The 16,861-nt window shown below is 57.7% G+C and carries 12 protein-coding genes; 1 reads left to right on the top strand and 11 read right to left on the bottom strand.

All coding sequences use genetic code 11. From position 1 onward, the window contains the following. Positions 1-6: 6 nt before the first annotated feature. Positions 7-2,418, bottom strand: a complete 2,412-nt coding sequence (locus FHS49_RS04495) for a TonB-dependent receptor (protein ID WP_184015627.1) — start codon at positions 2,416-2,418, stop codon at positions 7-9. A gap of 195 nt (positions 2,419-2,613) precedes the next feature. Here FHS49_RS04495 and FHS49_RS19985 point away from each other — a divergent pair, with 195 nt between their 5' ends. Beyond that, positions 2,614-3,021 carry a helix-turn-helix transcriptional regulator gene (locus FHS49_RS19985; RefSeq protein ID WP_425502663.1) on the top strand — a complete coding sequence of 136 codons (408 nt, stop codon included), beginning with the start codon at positions 2,614-2,616 and terminating at the stop codon, positions 3,019-3,021. Between the two features lie 496 nt (positions 3,022-3,517). Here FHS49_RS19985 and FHS49_RS19565 read toward each other — a convergent pair whose 3' ends face one another. From FHS49_RS19565 to FHS49_RS04440, 10 genes are all read right to left on the bottom strand, one after another. After that, positions 3,518-4,381, bottom strand: a complete 864-nt coding sequence (locus tag FHS49_RS19565; protein WP_246350270.1) for a PEPxxWA-CTERM sorting domain-containing protein — start codon at positions 4,379-4,381, stop codon at positions 3,518-3,520. A 272-nt stretch (positions 4,382-4,653) separates the two neighbouring features. After that, on the bottom strand, positions 4,654-4,887 hold the full coding sequence (locus tag FHS49_RS04480) for a hypothetical protein (RefSeq protein ID WP_184015623.1): 234 nt from the start codon (positions 4,885-4,887) through the stop codon (positions 4,654-4,656). A gap of 42 nt (positions 4,888-4,929) precedes the next feature. After that, entirely contained in the window at positions 4,930-6,420 is a 1,491-nt protein-coding gene (locus FHS49_RS04475) for a peroxidase family protein (protein WP_246350269.1), read from the bottom strand. 488 nt (positions 6,421-6,908) lie between these two features. Further along, positions 6,909-10,718: a PAS domain-containing protein gene (locus FHS49_RS19560; protein WP_184015621.1), complete on the bottom strand. Its 3,810-nt coding sequence runs from the start codon at positions 10,716-10,718 to the stop codon at positions 6,909-6,911. A gap of 451 nt (positions 10,719-11,169) precedes the next feature. Next, positions 11,170-11,349 carry a hypothetical protein gene (locus FHS49_RS04465; protein WP_184015613.1) on the bottom strand — a complete coding sequence of 60 codons (180 nt, stop codon included), beginning with the start codon at positions 11,347-11,349 and terminating at the stop codon, positions 11,170-11,172. 71 nt (positions 11,350-11,420) lie between these two features. Next, positions 11,421-11,945 (bottom strand): DUF1543 domain-containing protein, encoded by a 525-nt coding sequence (locus FHS49_RS04460; RefSeq protein WP_184015610.1) that lies wholly within the window; start codon positions 11,943-11,945, stop codon positions 11,421-11,423. Continuing rightward, complete coding sequence (locus tag FHS49_RS04455; protein WP_184015608.1) at positions 11,942-13,597, bottom strand: FAD/NAD(P)-binding protein; 1,656 nt, start codon at positions 13,595-13,597, stop codon at positions 11,942-11,944. The genes FHS49_RS04460 and FHS49_RS04455 overlap by 4 nt, the downstream gene beginning before the upstream one ends. A 428-nt stretch (positions 13,598-14,025) precedes the next feature. After that, positions 14,026-14,826: a Crp/Fnr family transcriptional regulator gene (locus tag FHS49_RS04450; protein ID WP_184015606.1), complete on the bottom strand. Its 801-nt coding sequence runs from the start codon at positions 14,824-14,826 to the stop codon at positions 14,026-14,028. Positions 14,827-15,141: 315 nt separating this feature from the next. After that, positions 15,142-15,801 carry a TetR family transcriptional regulator gene (locus tag FHS49_RS04445; RefSeq protein WP_184015604.1) on the bottom strand — a complete coding sequence of 220 codons (660 nt, stop codon included), beginning with the start codon at positions 15,799-15,801 and terminating at the stop codon, positions 15,142-15,144. A gap of 52 nt (positions 15,802-15,853) precedes the next feature. Beyond that, positions 15,854-16,849, bottom strand: coding sequence for a fumarylacetoacetate hydrolase family protein (locus FHS49_RS04440; protein WP_184015602.1), 996 nt, complete (start codon positions 16,847-16,849; stop codon positions 15,854-15,856). Positions 16,850-16,861 lie beyond the last annotated feature (12 nt).

Below are 16,861 nucleotides of genomic sequence, written 5' to 3'. Positions count from 1 at the left end.
GCTTCCTTAGAATTGCGCGCGTAATGTGGCACCGAACTGGCGTTCGCTACCAAGGCCGCCGGTGATCAGGCCCTGGTTCGAAGCGCTGAGGGAATCGAAATATTCCTTGTCGAACACGTTGGTGACCCACAGCGCCAAATCGTAACGCTGATTCTGGAAACGCAGCCCGACGCGCGCATTGGCCAGCCCGTAGGGGGAAATGCGGGTGTAGATGGAGTTGCTGCCACTGGTATCGTTGGACGACCGGTGATTGAAGTCGAACCGGAGATAGGCCTCGTCATCCGGCGTAATCAGGCTGAGCGGCTGGGTGAAGTCTGCCGCGAGGCTGTAAATGAATTTCGGCGCATTCGCGAGTTGGACCCCGCTCAGATCTTGAACCTGGGTGAGATTGCGGCTCTCCGGTGCGACCTGCGCGTTGGTGTAATCCTTGTAGACCGCATCGTTATAGGCGGCCGACGCGGTGAGGCGGAGATTGCGCGTAGGTGCCACGGCCAGGTCAACCTCGACACCGCGCGAGCGGACGCCGGGAATGTTCGAAATATAACGGATGGTAGAATTGGTATTGCCGATATAATCCGTAACCCCAGCCTGATAATCGGTAACTTCGGTCCAGTAGAGAGCTGCATTCAGCGTGATTTTCCGGTCAAGGAACTGACTCTTCACGCCCACTTCCCAGGCGTTGATCTTCTCCGGCTTGACCACCGGGGACACGCCCGCCGGAAGATCGCCGAGACTCAGGCCACCGGACTTGCTCCCGCGCGAATAGGTCGCATAGGCGAGGACATCGTCCGCGACATCGTAAGCGACGGTGATCTGGCCGGTAACCGCATCGTCCTTGAGGCCGGTGGTGTAGCGCTTCTCCGGGTAGATCGCGTCACGCAGCTTCTGCGCGGCGCTTTGATCCGCTTGGCTGAGCAGCGACAGGTCGTTTCCAGCCGCAGTGTATTGATCGAACAGGCCGGTCTTCTTCTCATATGTAAAGCGCAGGCCGCCGGTGACGCTGAGCGCATCCGTGGCATGCCAGGTGGCCTGGCCGAACGCGGCGTAGCTCTTTGTGACCGGCTCGATGACCGAGTAAGACAGGAACCCGTCCAGCGCATAATTGGCCAGGGTCTGATTGGCGGTGGGGTTGTTCCACAGCGCCGAATCCGGACCCTGCTGGTAATGGCCAAGCGCGTTCACGTTCTGCCAGAAATAATATAGCCCCGCGACGTAATCGATTTTTCGATCACCGTTGGAAGCGACGCGGAATTCCTGACTGAACTGCCGCTGGTGATTGTCGGTACCACTGCGCAAAGTGATCGCGAGGGGGGTGTTGTCGGTGTCATTGTCGGGTAACCAGTCCCAGCCGCGCCAGGCCGTCACGGAGGTCAGAGTAACCGCCCCAAGATCCCAGTCGATCTTCCCCGAAACGCCGTAGCCCTTCATGTCGGCCTGGATCGGTCCGTTGACATCGACCTCGCGCGCGAAAGGATCGTTGATGTCGAAGCGTGGCGTGTATCCGGCACGGGTCGCGCGATCGAGCCAGTTGTTCGTTAGCGTCGCACCGTTGGCATATTTGGTGAACAGGCCGACGACGCTGGCGGCGCGCGAATAGCTTGTCTGCTTCGAGTAATCGCCGATAATGCGGATATTGAGGTTCGGCGTAGGTGTCAGCAGCAACTGCCCGCGGACCGAAAAATTGTCGTAATCGTTGACCTTCCGGTCGTTATAGATGTTGTACAGCGTCCCGTCGCGGTGGGTGTCGGACAGGGTGATACGGACGGCCGCGATGTCGTTGATCAACGGGCCGCTGAACGAGCCTCGGACCTGGTGGTAGCCGCCGCTGCCATAAGTAGCCTCGCCGGCGAACTCCGTGTCGAACGACGGCGCACGGGTGGTGATGTTGATTGCGCCGGCGGTGGTGTTCTTGCCAAAGAGCGTGCCCTGCGGACCGCGCAAAACCTCGACCCGGTCGAGATCAACCAGATCGAATTGCGACCCGCCGATGCGACCGTAATAGACGTCATCGACATAGAAGCCGACGCCGATTTCCAACCCGTCATTCTGATCCGAGTTGGAGCCAAGGCCTCGGATATTGACGAAAGTGTTGCGCGCGTTGTTGTTGCGGATCACCAGGGTTGGCGTCAGCTGGGCAATCTGGACGAGGTTGATCGCCCCGGCCCGCTCCAGCGTGTCGCCGGAAACCGCCGTCAGGGCGATCGGCACATCCTGCGCGCGCTCTGCGCGGCGGCGTGCGGTCACGGTGATCTCGTTGTCATTGGCACTGGAGGCGCCGTCCGTGACCGCCGTTTCGGCGGCCTCTTCACCGGCGTTGGCCGCGGGACCGGTTTCGGCGACCCCTGGCGTGGCCAGCAGGGCCAGGAAGCTGGAACCTACAGCCAGCAGCACGCGGCTACGGTTGGAAACGATCGACATTTTAAGAATACCTCCCTGCCCCGGTGCATGCGGAAGGCGCGCGGCATCGTTCGCCCGCAAACAGGGTCGCGGACGGCAGACGTGCTGCATCGCTTCCGGTCACGGCCGAGCAGTCTATTGTAATTGCTGTAGCAGCGCCTTGCCGCGCTGCCCTTCGCAGTGCCGCCTAGGGCAATCGCCTCAATTCTCTATAGGATGGGCCGGAATGCCCGCGCCGGAATCAGGTTGAATTCGTCTGCATGTCTTGTTCCCTGCGTTAGGGGACACGACACCTGGCGCCGCCCTTCACGATTCCCTATCTATTTGGTAGAGAATGATCGGTCAACGATAGGTTTGATTGCCGGCGCGAAAGCAGAATTTTTCATCACTGTTCAATGGGTGAGATCAAACGCGTCGCTAGCGGGGTGCCGCCCGATGTCCATCAGAGAGCGAGATTGCCTTCGTTACGTTGCCGAGGGAATGAAGGGCGATGCGGTTGCGCACAAGCTCGGGCTGGCACGCGTCACGGTGGATCTGCATCTCAAGTGCGCCCGCCAAAAGCTTAAGGCCGCAACCTTGGCGGAAGCCAAGGCGCTCACTTATCGGGAAATTAGATCCACTTAGATTTGGTCGAAATCATTCGCTCCAGTTTATGAGATCTATAGTTTTCCATAGATTGACCACCGATTGCCGCGCTGCAAAGCATCGCGTTTGAACACGGGGTAATTGAATGGGAAATTTCGACTTTCCAAGGGCCTACCGACAACGCGAAATTGCGTCGCGGTGATCGACCCATACGACCTACGGTGAGATTTTAGACCGTTGCCATTTCCGGAACCGCTTGCTGGCCGCGTGGACCACATGCCGCCGGCCGATTGCGACGAGCCCGGCGGTTATTTTGCATGGGCCGACAAAATGACTTAAAATTCATTGCTCAGCCCTGGCGCGTCTGTGTGCCAGTTTTGAGCCCGCGGAAAAAGGGATGAACGGACGGCCGTTTTCGAGGAGTAACCACGTAGGCTTTGGCGTCTCATATTGGTCGTTCAAGCACTGTGCTTTAGGATCGGAAAAAAACGCCGCCGACCCGCGTCAGCGGCGTTCCAACTTTCCGTAGTCCGCTTCAGATGAAGGAAGGTATCCCCTTACGGTTTTTGGAGCGCATCGCACCCCCGACGGCACCGAATCCGACCAGCATCATTGCCCAGGTAGCAGGCTCAGGAACTGCATTAGTAGATGTCGCAAATGAGAAAATCGGCGACGGGTGGGACTTGGAGAATATTGGATCGCTTAAGAAGCGAACTGAAAATGAATTCGTATCTTCGATCAGCGCAAAAGCCCGCGTTTCACTGCTGCCCGCAGCTTGGGCACCGTAGAGCACACCGAAATCGTCGCTACCGACCTGAATCAGCGGTGTGTCGCCGTACTTTCCCGGAAGCGACACCTCGAGCGGCCCGCCGAAATCGCTGCCAGGGCTGAAAAAGGATGTCGGATTAAGGGTATCCGCAAGCTGTAGACCGCCGGCAAGAAAAAGAGATCCAGCCGAAAACGTGCCATTATCAAGCGTGAACGTCATCGTGAAGCCGGCAATGCCATTGTCAGGGGCGGAAGCCCTAAGCGGGGTGTCAATCATCGCTACGGCTGTGCCGGTCGTGGACGAGACAAGCGTGTCGCCATTGCCCAGATCCTGTGTGTAATTGAGATGACTCAAAGACCCAGATAAATCTGAGCTCGCAATGGGTGCGTAGGCAAGCGCCGGGCGTCCGCCATTAAAGCCGGTCATCGTCACGGTACCCATGCCGTAACCTGCGCCAAAATCGATGCGTACTGGCTGCTGCACAGCGTCAAACAAGAGAACATCAACAGCTCTTTGCCACATAGTGCCTTCAACCGGCGTGAGATTCGTTGTTACGTAAGTCGCAGCTTGAGCTGGAATCGAAACGATGGAAAAAATTCCCAATAACGAAATAGAAAATCTCTTAAACATAATCCCACCTCTGATATTTACTTCATTAACTTAAGACTTTCGGGCAACGCTAAATTTGTTTGCCAGAATCTATTCTGCCTACACCGGACCTGCGGAAAATCGTTGTAATCAATTGTAAATGAGGTGTTCGATGGCCAAATGCTGTCCCAATTTGATGCTAACGGGTCGCGCCGCCGGCAGGTTGAAGCGTCCCAGCTCAACCGGAGGCTCCAAATTCAAGGCGCGGGGAGTCATCAGCGAGGGTGCCCAGCGCGCTAAACGAAAAAATGAGTTCAAGGCTGCTGGCAAAGCTGACCTTCCGCCGCTGGGCCAAGAAAATTGGCGCTGAGCGGCAAAGATGGGTCGATCATCGAAGCAGACGCGCCGATCGCTGATGACCGGCGTAAATAGGCCACCGGATGGGTCGCAATCACCCGGTGGCCGTGTTGAATTCGGTTGGAAACCAACGTCGTGAAACTGTTGGACTTTTGACGTTCAAGTATTCCCCATATGGGGACATCGCTCAAGGAAACTCGAGAATTACAACTCCCACGAATGATCGCACCATTTTATGCGACACCGGCAAAGCGCAATAGATCGACCATGGTGAAGTCGTCCCCCTGTCGCGCGGGATCGACGGTCGGCAGGAAGGGCTGCCACTCTGGATCCTGCGATCGATACGAGGTGCGGTCGCCGTCGATCAGGCCAACAAAAACCTCGGTCACAATCCTGCCGCCGATCGGACCAAGACGTTCGCCACCTTCCAGGATGGCGGCTTCACGCAGGATATAAAACCAGAGTGGCGTATTATCGTCCATCCCCCAAGGTTTAAGCATCACCAGATCGGCTTTCGTCAGCGATGGTATCTGCATCGCTTTGGCCACGCGCTGGCCCGATGGAAGCGAGAAGGTGAGATGGCGCAGTAGGTTGCGCTGTGCGAGCGATGATGGATTGGTCTTGGCATTGGGATCGGGCACGACGCTTCCGGGCAGTCGGAAAAGGGCTGTGGAGAGAGTCGTATCAATCTTTTTGTTGGGCTTCACCTCGCCATCGCCGAAATCAAAGAAGGTCGGCCAATCAATGAACCGCCGCTTGGCGCGGCATCCACCCGACAGGTCGTCCGGATCCAGCGGGTCAGACGGCGTCTCCTTGAAGATCAGCGCGAAAAAAGGTTGATTCCCTGGATTACCCTTGAAATTGGCGCGGTAGGATGGCCGCACCTGACTATGGCCAAACCGATAAGCCGCAACCGAAAATTCGACCGGAATAAACGGCTCATTGCGCCATTTGTAGAACTTCCGGCCGTTCTCCAGCACGTCCTCAACCAACGTGTCCCCACATGTCTTTTTCAGAAACTCGTGGATGATGATCCACTGATAATGCCAACGCACGATGCGCTGCGCTTCAGCGAAGACCTCTCCGGGCGCAACCAACCCAATTTCGGTCTTCACGTAATCGACCACGGCATTGTGAAACCGCAGAAAGGCCACCTGCAATTGAGAGATAATCAGGTTTTCATCGTCGCGCGGGTCGCCGATGAGCGCTACATTCTGGCTGTTACGCGGCACATCGTTCTTGCCGGTCGTGCCTGTTTTCTCGAGCAGGAACTTGATACCCTGGCCAGTCTTTTGATCATAAAGGTGCGGGCTGGCGCCAGGCCCCGCACCATAGACGTTGTCCAGCGCGAGTGAGGGGGTTCGGAAGTTCGCGATTTGCTCGGGGTCCACCTGCCGCTCGAGGCTCGAGGTCGGATCAAACGTCATATCATGGTCTAGAAACTGGCCCAGGAACGTCATGCCAGCGCTGAGGTGGGGATTGTTATTATTGTTGGCGGACAAGTTGAGGTCGGTGATCAGTAATTTCGGGTCGGCGCTCAGATCCTCGTTCGCATCCATCGGGCCGGCTGGTGCGCCGATGTCCAGCAAAGCCCTGCGCACCTGCGGCGTATCGGAAGCGAATGCAGGCAATTTGCCGAACATGCGGCCGAAGCGACCGGAATCGTAATAGTCGGAAACCGGCGGCACGATTTCCTTTGGATAAATACCATGACGGGCCATCATTCTCTCCTGTGCGTATTGCACACGCGATTCTTCGATCGGTGTGGCGGCCCAGGTTGTTATTGTGCAGTTGCAGGTAAGTGCGAAGAACACACGATCTCTATGGATCTGCTCACAGCTTATTCATGGATCAATGGCAGGTCAAAATGCGAAAGGTCGGTTTTGTACAATTAAATGTCTTATTACGACGAGCTGTTTAAATTGAAAGACGGGTTGCTATTTTAGGATTTCGTTAATCAGATCCTAAATTTTTAGTTATAATCTAGCGCCATATCCGTCTCATGGTATTTGTGAATGTCGTAGCCGTCGCAAAATAAGGGTGCCAAGTCTGCACCGCGCCAGCGCTCGCTTGCCAACAAAGCCGTTTGTCGATCTGCAAGAAATTGACTGGGGGAGGCCGACAGCCGCCGGAATGGCAGACTGTCTGCAGCTGGGGAGCAAAACTTTTCGCCTAAACGGCGAGTCAGGGTCGGTATGACGAAAGTAACTGACTAATCCATGATATTGGCGGCCAGATCCGCCTGCCGAAATGGCTTCACTAATCTCGGGAGATCAGGCGCGACGCCCTCGGCCTCTGCATAACCGGACACGATAAGCACGCGCGTTTCGGGCAGGAGCATAAGGACCTCCCGCGCAAGCTCTGTTCCGCTTTTCCCGGGCATGAGATGGTCGGTGACGAGGACATCAGGGACGAGTCCGTCCTGTATCAGCTGGAGGGCACGCTCGGCTGAATTCGCCTCGACGACATCAAATCCGAGATCTGCGATCATGTCCGCGGTGCTGGCGCGAACAAGCTCCTCGTCGTCTACGACGAGGGCACGTCCGGCCCCGATAGTTACGATCGCGTCGGCTGTCCGTTCTGATGCCGACACTGTCTTATCTGTGGTAGGCAACCAGAGCTGAACATCTGTGCCCACCCCTGGGCGGCTGTCAATCGTAAGGGTTCCGCCGAGCTGGCCTGCCAAGCCGTGAACCATTGACAGTCCCAAACCGGTGCCCTTGCCGACGCCCTTGGTGGAGTAGAATGGCTCGATCGCGCGGCGCAATGTATCTGTGTCCATGCCCACGCCCGTATCCGCCACCGACAACCGTACATAGCGCCCGGGGTTGAGTCCTGAAGCATGTCCGGGTTCCACATCGACTGCTTGCGCGGCGATGCTCAGGCGTCCCCCCTCCGGCATGGCGTCGCGCGCATTCACGCTGAGGTTGAGGAGAGCCATCTCCAACTGGTTCTGATCGGCCATCGCCGCCGGCAGGTCATCAGCTACATCGACAGTCACCCGTGTGAGAGGGCCGGATGTGCTCGCGACCAGATCGGTCATTCCGGAAACCAGCGCGCCAACGTCAACCGCCTGAGACTGGAGTGGTTGCCGACGGGCAAATGCAAGGAGGCGCTGAACGAGCGTTTTGGCGCGTTCTGCCGATTGCAAAGCGCCGCCGATCAGGCGCTGCTCACGTTCCGTGCCAACCGACTTTCGCTGCAGCATGTCTAGACTGCCGATGATGGGGGTTAGCAGATTGTTGAAGTCGTGCGCCACCCCGCCGGTCAGACTGCCCATCGCCTCCATCTTCTGGCTCTGGCGCAGTGCTTCCTGCGCCAGAGCCAGCTCCTCTTCGGCATGCAGGCGATCGGAGATATCGGTGGCAAGATGAAAGGCACCGATGATCTCACCGCTTGCGTCGCGCAGCGGCGTATAATGTATCTCCCAGCACGGCTGCCCGAACTCCGCTCGACCGAACTTTTCGACGATCGTGAACCTTTCCCCTGACAGAGCGCGTTTCATCAACGAGCGCATCGTGTCACGCTGCCCGGTAATGAACATGTCCGGGAATATATCGCCGACTTTGGTATCGAAGCCGTTGACCCGTCTGAACTCGTCATTGTGCGCTTTGTTGAACGCTATCAGCCGATAGTCAGTATCGAAGGCACAAATTGGGGAGGTGGTCGCCTCAATGATATCACGGCTCAGCCGTAGCTCGGCGGTCCTGGCTGCTACCTGGGCTTCCAGCGTATCGTTCAGATCGCGCAACGCCTCTTCCGAGTGCTTACGCTGTGTGATGTCGTTAAACAGGATTGCGACAAGGTTGGCACCCGGCGCTCCGGTACGGAATGCGTGCACGTCAAACCAGCGCCCCATCGGCGCGGCAAAGTCTTCAAACCGAATCTGTTCGCCCGTTGCGGCTACGTTGCCGTACTTCTCGAACCAATGCTCCTCCAATCCCGGTAATGCCTCCCGCACCCACCGGCCGACCAAGCTGCCCATTCCAGTCTGTCGTTCGAATGCGGGGTTCATTTCAAGCAGTCGATAGTCAACCGGCCTTTCAGTGCCGTCGAACTTGATCTCGGCGATCGTGAAACCGACATCGACCGCCTCGAACAGCGTGCGGTAACGCTCCTCGCTTTCGCGAAGGCGAGCCTCGGCGCCGATCCGTTGGACATGCGCCCAGCAGCGTTCGACGACGGCCTCGACGAGACCGATCTCCTCTTCATGCCAGTCGCGCGGTCGATCCTGATGGACTGCCATCATCGCGACGAGCCGGCCCTCCTTGACCAACGGGCAGCATATGATCGCCTCGACCCCAATAGCGCGAAACATGTCCGCTCCGTCCGTCGGCGCGAGCTCGACACCGACGTTGCTTACGACCAGCGTCTTGCCGCCGTGCATGTCCGCTACCGCTCGTGAGCCAAATAGATCGAGGCTATACACGCCGGCAGATGTCGACACCCCGGGCGCGACATAGTCGTCCCGGATAATGAACCGGTCGCTATCATCATCCACGTCTGCGTAGGCGCATCGCGAAGCCTCGAGCCGCAGTGCCAGCAGTTCCGCGGCGCATGTCATTGCCATTGTGGCGTCGGTTGCGGCCTGCAAAGCGTCATCCAATTCCCGCAAAAAGCGCAGGCGGCTTTCGCTATCGCGCAGTTCCTGACTAGCGAGCCTTCGCTTGGTGACGTCTATCGCGGTTCCGATGACTCGCAGGCATCGGCCGTCGCCATCAAAGACGCCGCGTCCCTTCGCCGATACCCAACGGACGAGGCCATCTTCTTTCCCGACCGTTCGATACTCAATGTCGTAAAGCGCGCGTTTCTCGGGATCGCAGGCGGCATCAAAGGCGGCGGCGGTAGTGTCGCGGTCCGCAGGATGCAGCCCTTCGTAGAAGTCACGCAGTGATACGGGAACGTCGGGAGAGATGCCGAACATGCCTTTAACGATCGGTGGCCAGATCAAAATGTTCTGGACCACATCGACATCCCAAAAACCGACATCTGCCGCCTGAGTCGCCAGCCTCATCCGCTCCTCATTCATCTCGAGCGCGGCGCGGTTCTTCTCACGCTCCGATACGTCGAGCATAGCCCCTATCATTCGCGTCGCACGTCCATCGGCGTCGCGGATGATGTTGCCGCGGTCCAGGATGATGGCGTAGCTGTCGTTCGCGCGGCGGAAGCGATACTCATCGCTCCAGCTGCCCGCATTACCGTCGATCGCGGCATGGATGCTGGTGTCCACCCGATCCCGATCATCGGGATGGATATGACCAATCCACCAATCGCCGGTCGGTTCGACATCAGCCGGTGCATAACCAAAGCATGCTTCGAGCGCCTCGTTCCAGATCACCTGATTGGTCGCGAAGTCCCAATCCCAGACGGCGTCATTGGCTGCGCGCCCCGCAAGTCGGTAGCGCTCCTCGATTTCAACGAGAGCGGTCTGGTCCAAGGCGCGCTGCTTCGTGAACTCCGCCAGATCATTAGCCTTCCGCTCCTGCTCAGCAAGTGCACGACGCAATTCCAGCTGCGTCATGACCTGCCGTGCAAGAACCTCCAGGACCAGCCGCTGATGCGGTGTGATCCCGTCTGGACGGGGCGCTCTGTCAAGGACGCACACGGTGCCAATCGGCAAGCCGACCGCGCTGCGCAACAAGGCTCCGGCGTAGAATCGGAGGCCGCCTTCCGCTGTGACCAGCGGATTGGCCAAGAAACGCGGATCGTCCAGCGTGTCGGGGACGACCATGAAGTCGTTCTGAAAAATCGCGTGCGCGCAAATCGACACGTCGAGCGGTAGTTCTCGTGCGCCAATGCCCACCTCCGCCTTGAACCACTGCCGGTCCCTTGCCACCAGATTGATCACCGCGATTGGCGCACTGAACGTCTCCGCAGCCAGGCGGACGATATCGTCAAACTCAGGCTCGGTCGGGGTATCCAGGATGCGATATGCCTTCAGCGCCTCGACGCGATCGGCCTCCCATGACTGATCTAGGGCAGGCGTGATGGGCTTATACAGGTCTTGATCATCAGAACTCATGCCGAGATATTAGCAGCGGCGACGCCCCACGCCATGAAAATTGCGCTCGCAGCCCACCTCCTTGAACGCGGACGAGGCGCCGTCCGCGTGATGCTCGGAAAGGCTATGCTCAGTATAACCAGTGACTGCTTAGCAACGCCAATGAGATGGCGGGCGGTCGGCACCTCGATCGGCCCCTGCTGGCCCAGGAAGGGTCGGTTCCGAACGGTGACTTTAAACATGCTTTAGACCAACCATCACAAACCACTCAACGTCGGGTGTATTTTGCGCCATGAGACGTGTCAGATCACGCTTACCTTCCGTCCAATATATCCGACACCTCGCGCCTGGGGACCACCTGGCGGCATCGACTTCACTCTGAGGCTGCGCTTGGGCGGCGAGATCGCCTGATCGACTTGCATTCATCGATCAGGGCGCAAAGGAAAACCCCCGCAGAAGCGGGGGTCTCATGTTATTTCTCGCCAGTTCCGGGCGTGGACGACTTGGGCGCTTTCCCATCCTCTATCCGGCCCTCGTTCCTCAGGTCACGGCCCTCCTGCGCTTTTTTCTGCGCTTCGGGCGTCTTGCCATGTTCATTGGCCTCTTCCTTCAGATAGCCAGCGGCTTCCTTGATCTCGCCTTTGATGCTCATGGTGATCTCCTTCTTTATTGACTGTCTGCGATCGCAACAGGACTAAAGCGCGCGAAGGACGAAAAAGCTCCTCAGCCGGACTTGGCGGGGCGTCCGTGTATCGGAATATAGTCGCAGGTGAACGCCAGATCCTTGACCGGCTGTGTCGGCGTGAGATGGATGAAGAGGATCTGATCGCTGGCCGTATTTGCAAGGCCAAATGCCTGCTCGGCCTCGTACATATCGTCGCGGTGCGGCTCGACCCAATGGCTGGCGCGTTTGATTGCCCGCGCTTTCGCTTGATTTTCGGTGGCCGCAACCACGAAAATATTGCGATGCCGCTCGGCAAACTCTGTCGGGTCATATCCACCCAAATTGATGAAGTAGAGCCGTTCCTCGCCTACAAAGGGCTCCGGACGGAGCGCCACATCGTATCCATCAGCATGGTTAAGCTCGGCCCAGCAGTCGATATGCAGAGTCCCTCGCTTTCCCCACCATTGGCGCAGAAGCTCCGCGTGAGTTTGATCGATGGATGGGGCGACCACGAAACGCATGTCGTGCACCTCTATATTGGCACCCGCCCTCTCACCGCCGATATAGACTGCGAACAATTTCACAGGGCCACCGCGCGGCTGGCGTTAGCTGCCGTCCGGCTGATTACTGCCGACAGTTCCGCGCCAACCACCAAGCCTATCTCATGAGAACTGGTTATCCCCTGGATAAAAGGGTGGCGCCCCATCAGAAATGGTAGGCTCAGGCAGAATAGCTGGTCGTCAGGAATGCCTGGGGCTACTGGGTGATATTGATCGTCGATAACGATACCGCGCTCAGGTGCTCCCTCGCCTGTCGCCATATCATGGACAATTCCCTGTTCGCAGAGGGACGGGAAAGGAAAGTCCTTCGCTGACAACGCCCGCTGGCCCATCGCTTCGATGAATATCGGAAAATGGGTGCGGTCGCCGCCTACCTCGAGACATGCGCCGCTTTCGCGGCCATGGCTGTCGATCCTATATTTGTCGCCAATCGCTATGACGGAGAGTTTGCCGGCACGGTGTAGGGCCAGCATGCGTTTGATCGATTCATGTGGGACGGTCGCGTAATCGTCCACGAAGACCGGTTTGAAATAGCGCGAAAAGCGCTTGAAATCGGTGTCTTCGAAATGGGGAACCAGCAGCTCGATAACCTCGTGCATCCGCAGGATCGCATAGCGCCATGCCACGGTATAACGGGCGTCATAGTTCTTTTGCGCCTCAGCAAGGTTGCGCTCTGCCCATATAAACGGGTCGCATGCGACGCGCTCGGCGAAATACCGGTCGGAAAAGTCCTCCAGAGCCAGTGCTTCAAGCGCAATGGATGCGGCGTAATCGGGATCGGCCAAGAAAAGCTCTTGCCGGAAAAGATCATAGGCCTTGTCGAGCATGTTGCCGTCCAAGGCGTCGATGATGGCGTCCATCGCCTCGGGCGTGCATATCAGAGGGGACTTATACGGGATGGCGAAATAGAAGTCGGCTTCCGGCAACAGGCCCTTGCGCGACATCATAGTCATGTGGAAATCGTCGGTCCCTTCAGCGGGCGCATAGGTCAGTTCTTCGCCCTCCTCGACAAACGCGCCGTGCGTAACAGCCAGCGCGACTGCGGCATCGATCGCGCTCAAGGACGACCCACGAATGCCGATCTCAACCGGGGGGACTTTTGCCAAAGCCGTGGCAGGCCAGGGGCTTAGGAAATAGCCTGGCCGGACTTCCGGTTCGGCAGGCCATTGATGGCCAGTCGCCAGGACGACATGGTCGAACCGCTCTTGATAAAAAGCGCCACGCTTTGGGCGAACGGTCAGCGTCATTCCGTCGTCCGCGGTGACGGCGTCGAGAACCTTGCACGATGAACGCACCGTCACGTTGACGCCGTTCGACCGAGCCCGCTCGATCAGCGCGGCCAATTGGTCGAAGAAGAACTCCCCCAGTGCCACACGTGGATAAAAGGTCCGATCGTCCAGGCCAGCTGGCTCGATGTCCAGGTCGATCAGCCGTTCCGCCGGTTGTCGGCTCAGCCAATCGATTAGTGTCTCCTGGATTGGCGGTATCTCGACGCTGGCGATGTTCGACAGCATCGCTGGGTCATTCCACCCCGGGCGGTAGGGCGTGCCACGCCCGATAAAGGGCTGCTCCTCGAATATGGTGAGATCGAATGACTCCGTCGCTTGGCTCACCAGAGCTTGGAGGGTGTAAATGGCAGTCGGGCCGGAACCGACAAACGCAACGCTGGGTGTCATCCTCGCTTCAACGCCTACGGTGCTGAAATGACCCGGCAAAACATCAAAATATTCGGCGGACTGGTTTCAGGTCCAGGATCCGCTGATGCTTGGTCGTTTAATGGCTTGCGAGCGGCCGGTTCCGTCGTCAGCAGACGCTTTGCGCCAAGGCATCAATGCATGATAACGATTTTGAGTTGCCGTGATTGGAGACCGTCTGCACTGAGGGATCGAGAGCCGACGGATGAGCGCCCGGAAAGGGTCGGTTTCCTACGGCCTGCTTTTTCCATCCAAACCCGCTGGTCGACTTTGATCGCTTGATCGCATTGGAGAAGCAGGATTGTCGAAGCTTGTTGGGAAGCGGACGGTCGGCATTCTGGAACGGACTTATCGAACACAGCCATAGGGCATCAATCTGCTACCTTTGCTGGGTTATCTTGCGCAGGTTGCTACATTTGCATGCTTATGCCGCTGGATGCGTGGTTCTCCTCTCGGCGATGGCTAGGCAGATCCCAGCATTTTGTATCAATATGGAGATAGTCGCGATCAAATTCTCCAATGCTGATCAAAGCATTCCAGTCGCATATCTCAATTACTCTTTTGGATACGGTGACGACCTTAGCCTCGCGTAGTTGTCTGAAGACCCTGTTCACGTGCACGCTGGTAAGGCCAAGTGCATCGCCTAGGTGAACCTGCGTGAGCTCGAGCCGGTATCGGTGGCTTGTTCCAAGACCGGCTTCCTCCATACGCAGCCCAAGTTCGGCTAGCAGATGCGCCATTCGGGCAACCGCAGACTTGCGACCTAGATTGACGATCCACTGCGCGAGCACGCAGGCATCGACAGCACATTCCCGCCAAAACGCATCAGCAAGGGCGGGATATTTCGCTGCGGCTGCTTTCAGAGCTTTATGCGGCATCCTGATAATCGTCACGGGGCTCAAAGCTTGCAACGACGCGCCTGTGCTCGGGAATACCACCGATTGCAGGTTTGCCATGTGGCCTGCCACATAGAAGGCTGTAATTTGCCGACGACCATCTCGCATTTGGCCAAACCGGCCGACCACCCCGTCGACGATGAGGCATGCGTGATCGACGGAGTCTCCTGGACGAACCAAGTCACGATCGCCGCCCGCCGTGATCTTCTGCCCCGGCAGACTACGAATTACGTCCATTTCCTCGCTACCCAGCTTGGTCCGCGATCCTAGACGGTCGAGGAAAATCTGTACGGCGAGATTAGACGAATAAGGCATAGGATCCTCCGGCTTAAGCGGGAGCACTCCAGTGTCTCTCTGTCGCCGCGCACTTGAAGATTTTGCGGCAATGCCTGACCCATAGAAGGATTTGACGGGCGGTCGAGTCTATTGATCGATTGTCATCATGCGCCTGTTTTGTGGCGAACGGTTACCCAACTGATTGGGGGCCACACGATTTATTCGGCGTACGATTATGAATGAACGGCTGATTGCGGGAAACCATGACCGCTCTTTGAACGTCAGCAAAGGGTCGAATGTCGACCGAAGGGTTTTCCATACGAATAACTTACGCGGATGAACACTGTGCCGTGATCATGAAAACTGGAGCGCAGCAGCCGTCAGCGAGCGAATGAGACGAACCTCAAGTTCGTCGGGAGAGAGATCGTCCGCCAGGCTTTTGCCGACCATTGCCGCTTCGTCAGGATCGGTGGCCATGACCGAACTATGGATGGCCATGCCGAGAATGAAGATGATGTCGCTCCGCTTCGCAGCGGGCAGTGATCGGTGCAATACTGTGCTGAACCGGCGCATGACGGGCGCCAGCGAATTTTCGTTCATCGTGCGCCAGATGTCAGTGCCCATCTCACGCATGTAGGACCGAATGAAATTGGTCCATATTTCGGGATCGGACGCCTTTAGTTCAAAAAGGGGATGGATGAAGGCGTGAATGATATCTTGGACCGGCGGAGTGCCTGGGGAGTAGCGATGATCCAGATCTTCAAGCAACACCTCGCGCATCGTGTTGATCTGAAGCGCTCGGGTATGATGGACCTGGAGGTAGAGTTCCTCCTTGTTGTTGAAGTGATAGCCTATCAGATTGACGTTTACCTCGGCTTGGCGTGCGATCTCGCGCAGCCCGGCACCGTGCAACCCTTTGCTCGCGAAAAGACGCTCCGCTGCCACGAGGATACGGTCACGCGGGGGAATGTCCTTCTTTTCGGGTGCGATGCGCGGCAATGCGTGATCCGTCATTTCGGGGTGTTAGACGATCGTCTAGGCAATTAGTTGCGCCGCGCCAAGAGATTTAGCCAGTCTGCGTCGAGCCGACCACCCTGTTGCGCAAGACGCCGATCCCCGACACTTCCAGTTCGACGACGTCGCCATCGGCCAGGAAACGCATATGTTCAAGCCCGCAACCGGTGGCGACGGTACCGGATCCGATCACCTCCCCGGCAAAAAGGGTCTGGGAGCGCGTCACGTCGGCGATGCAGTCCTCGAATTTGTGATACATGTCTCCGGAATTGCCGAGCGACCATTGTTCGCCATTCACGCGCGCCTTCATGATCGCGTCATAGGGATCCGGCAACTCGTCAGCGGTTACGATGCAGGGACCCAGCGTCACACCCTGGTCGAAATCCTTGGCCTTGCCCGGCCCCAGCATACCCTGCATGACCTGCGTTTGCTCGTCGCGCGCTGACCAGTCATTGTAGATGGTATAACCGAAGATGTGGCTGCGCGCCTCTTCCCTGGCGATGTTCCTGCCACCCTTGCCGATCACCGCGGCGAATTCGAGTTCGAAATCGAAGAAGCGCGAATAATGCGGCCTGACAATATCCTCTTCGGGCGCAGCGATCGCCAGCCGGTTTGCGGTATAATAGATAGGTTGGCGATACCAAATTTCGGGAATGGGCCAATCATTGCGCGTTTCGATTTCGCGCATCCGCTGCTCGGGATTTTCGGAGAGTTGCGCCGCGAGCTTGGCGATGCCCTTGAACGCGCCGATCAGATGCCCCTCAAAGCACAGGAAATCGCGCATTTGGACGGGCCGCGGCAGCGGTGGCAGCAGCGTGATGTCACGCGAGTGCAGGAGGGCTTCGGATGGTGCATCCGCGATCAACGCCCTGGCTTCATCCCAGGCCAAATCGCCCGCCTCGATCAGATCGAGCATGGACTTGAATGGCTGTAGTTCGGCTAGCTTGCGAAGGGTTGCGGCATGGTGAAGATCCACGATCTGCGCGTCTTGGTTGATCCACGCACCGAGAAATTGCCGATCGTGCCGGGCATAGGTTATGAGACGCATGGATCCTCTTTC

Origin of the sequence: Sphingobium boeckii, assembly GCF_014199215.1 — a bacterium.
GTDB lineage: Bacteria > Pseudomonadota > Alphaproteobacteria > Sphingomonadales > Sphingomonadaceae > Sphingobium_A > Sphingobium_A boeckii.
This window is presented reverse-complemented; position numbering and strand designations above follow the sequence as displayed.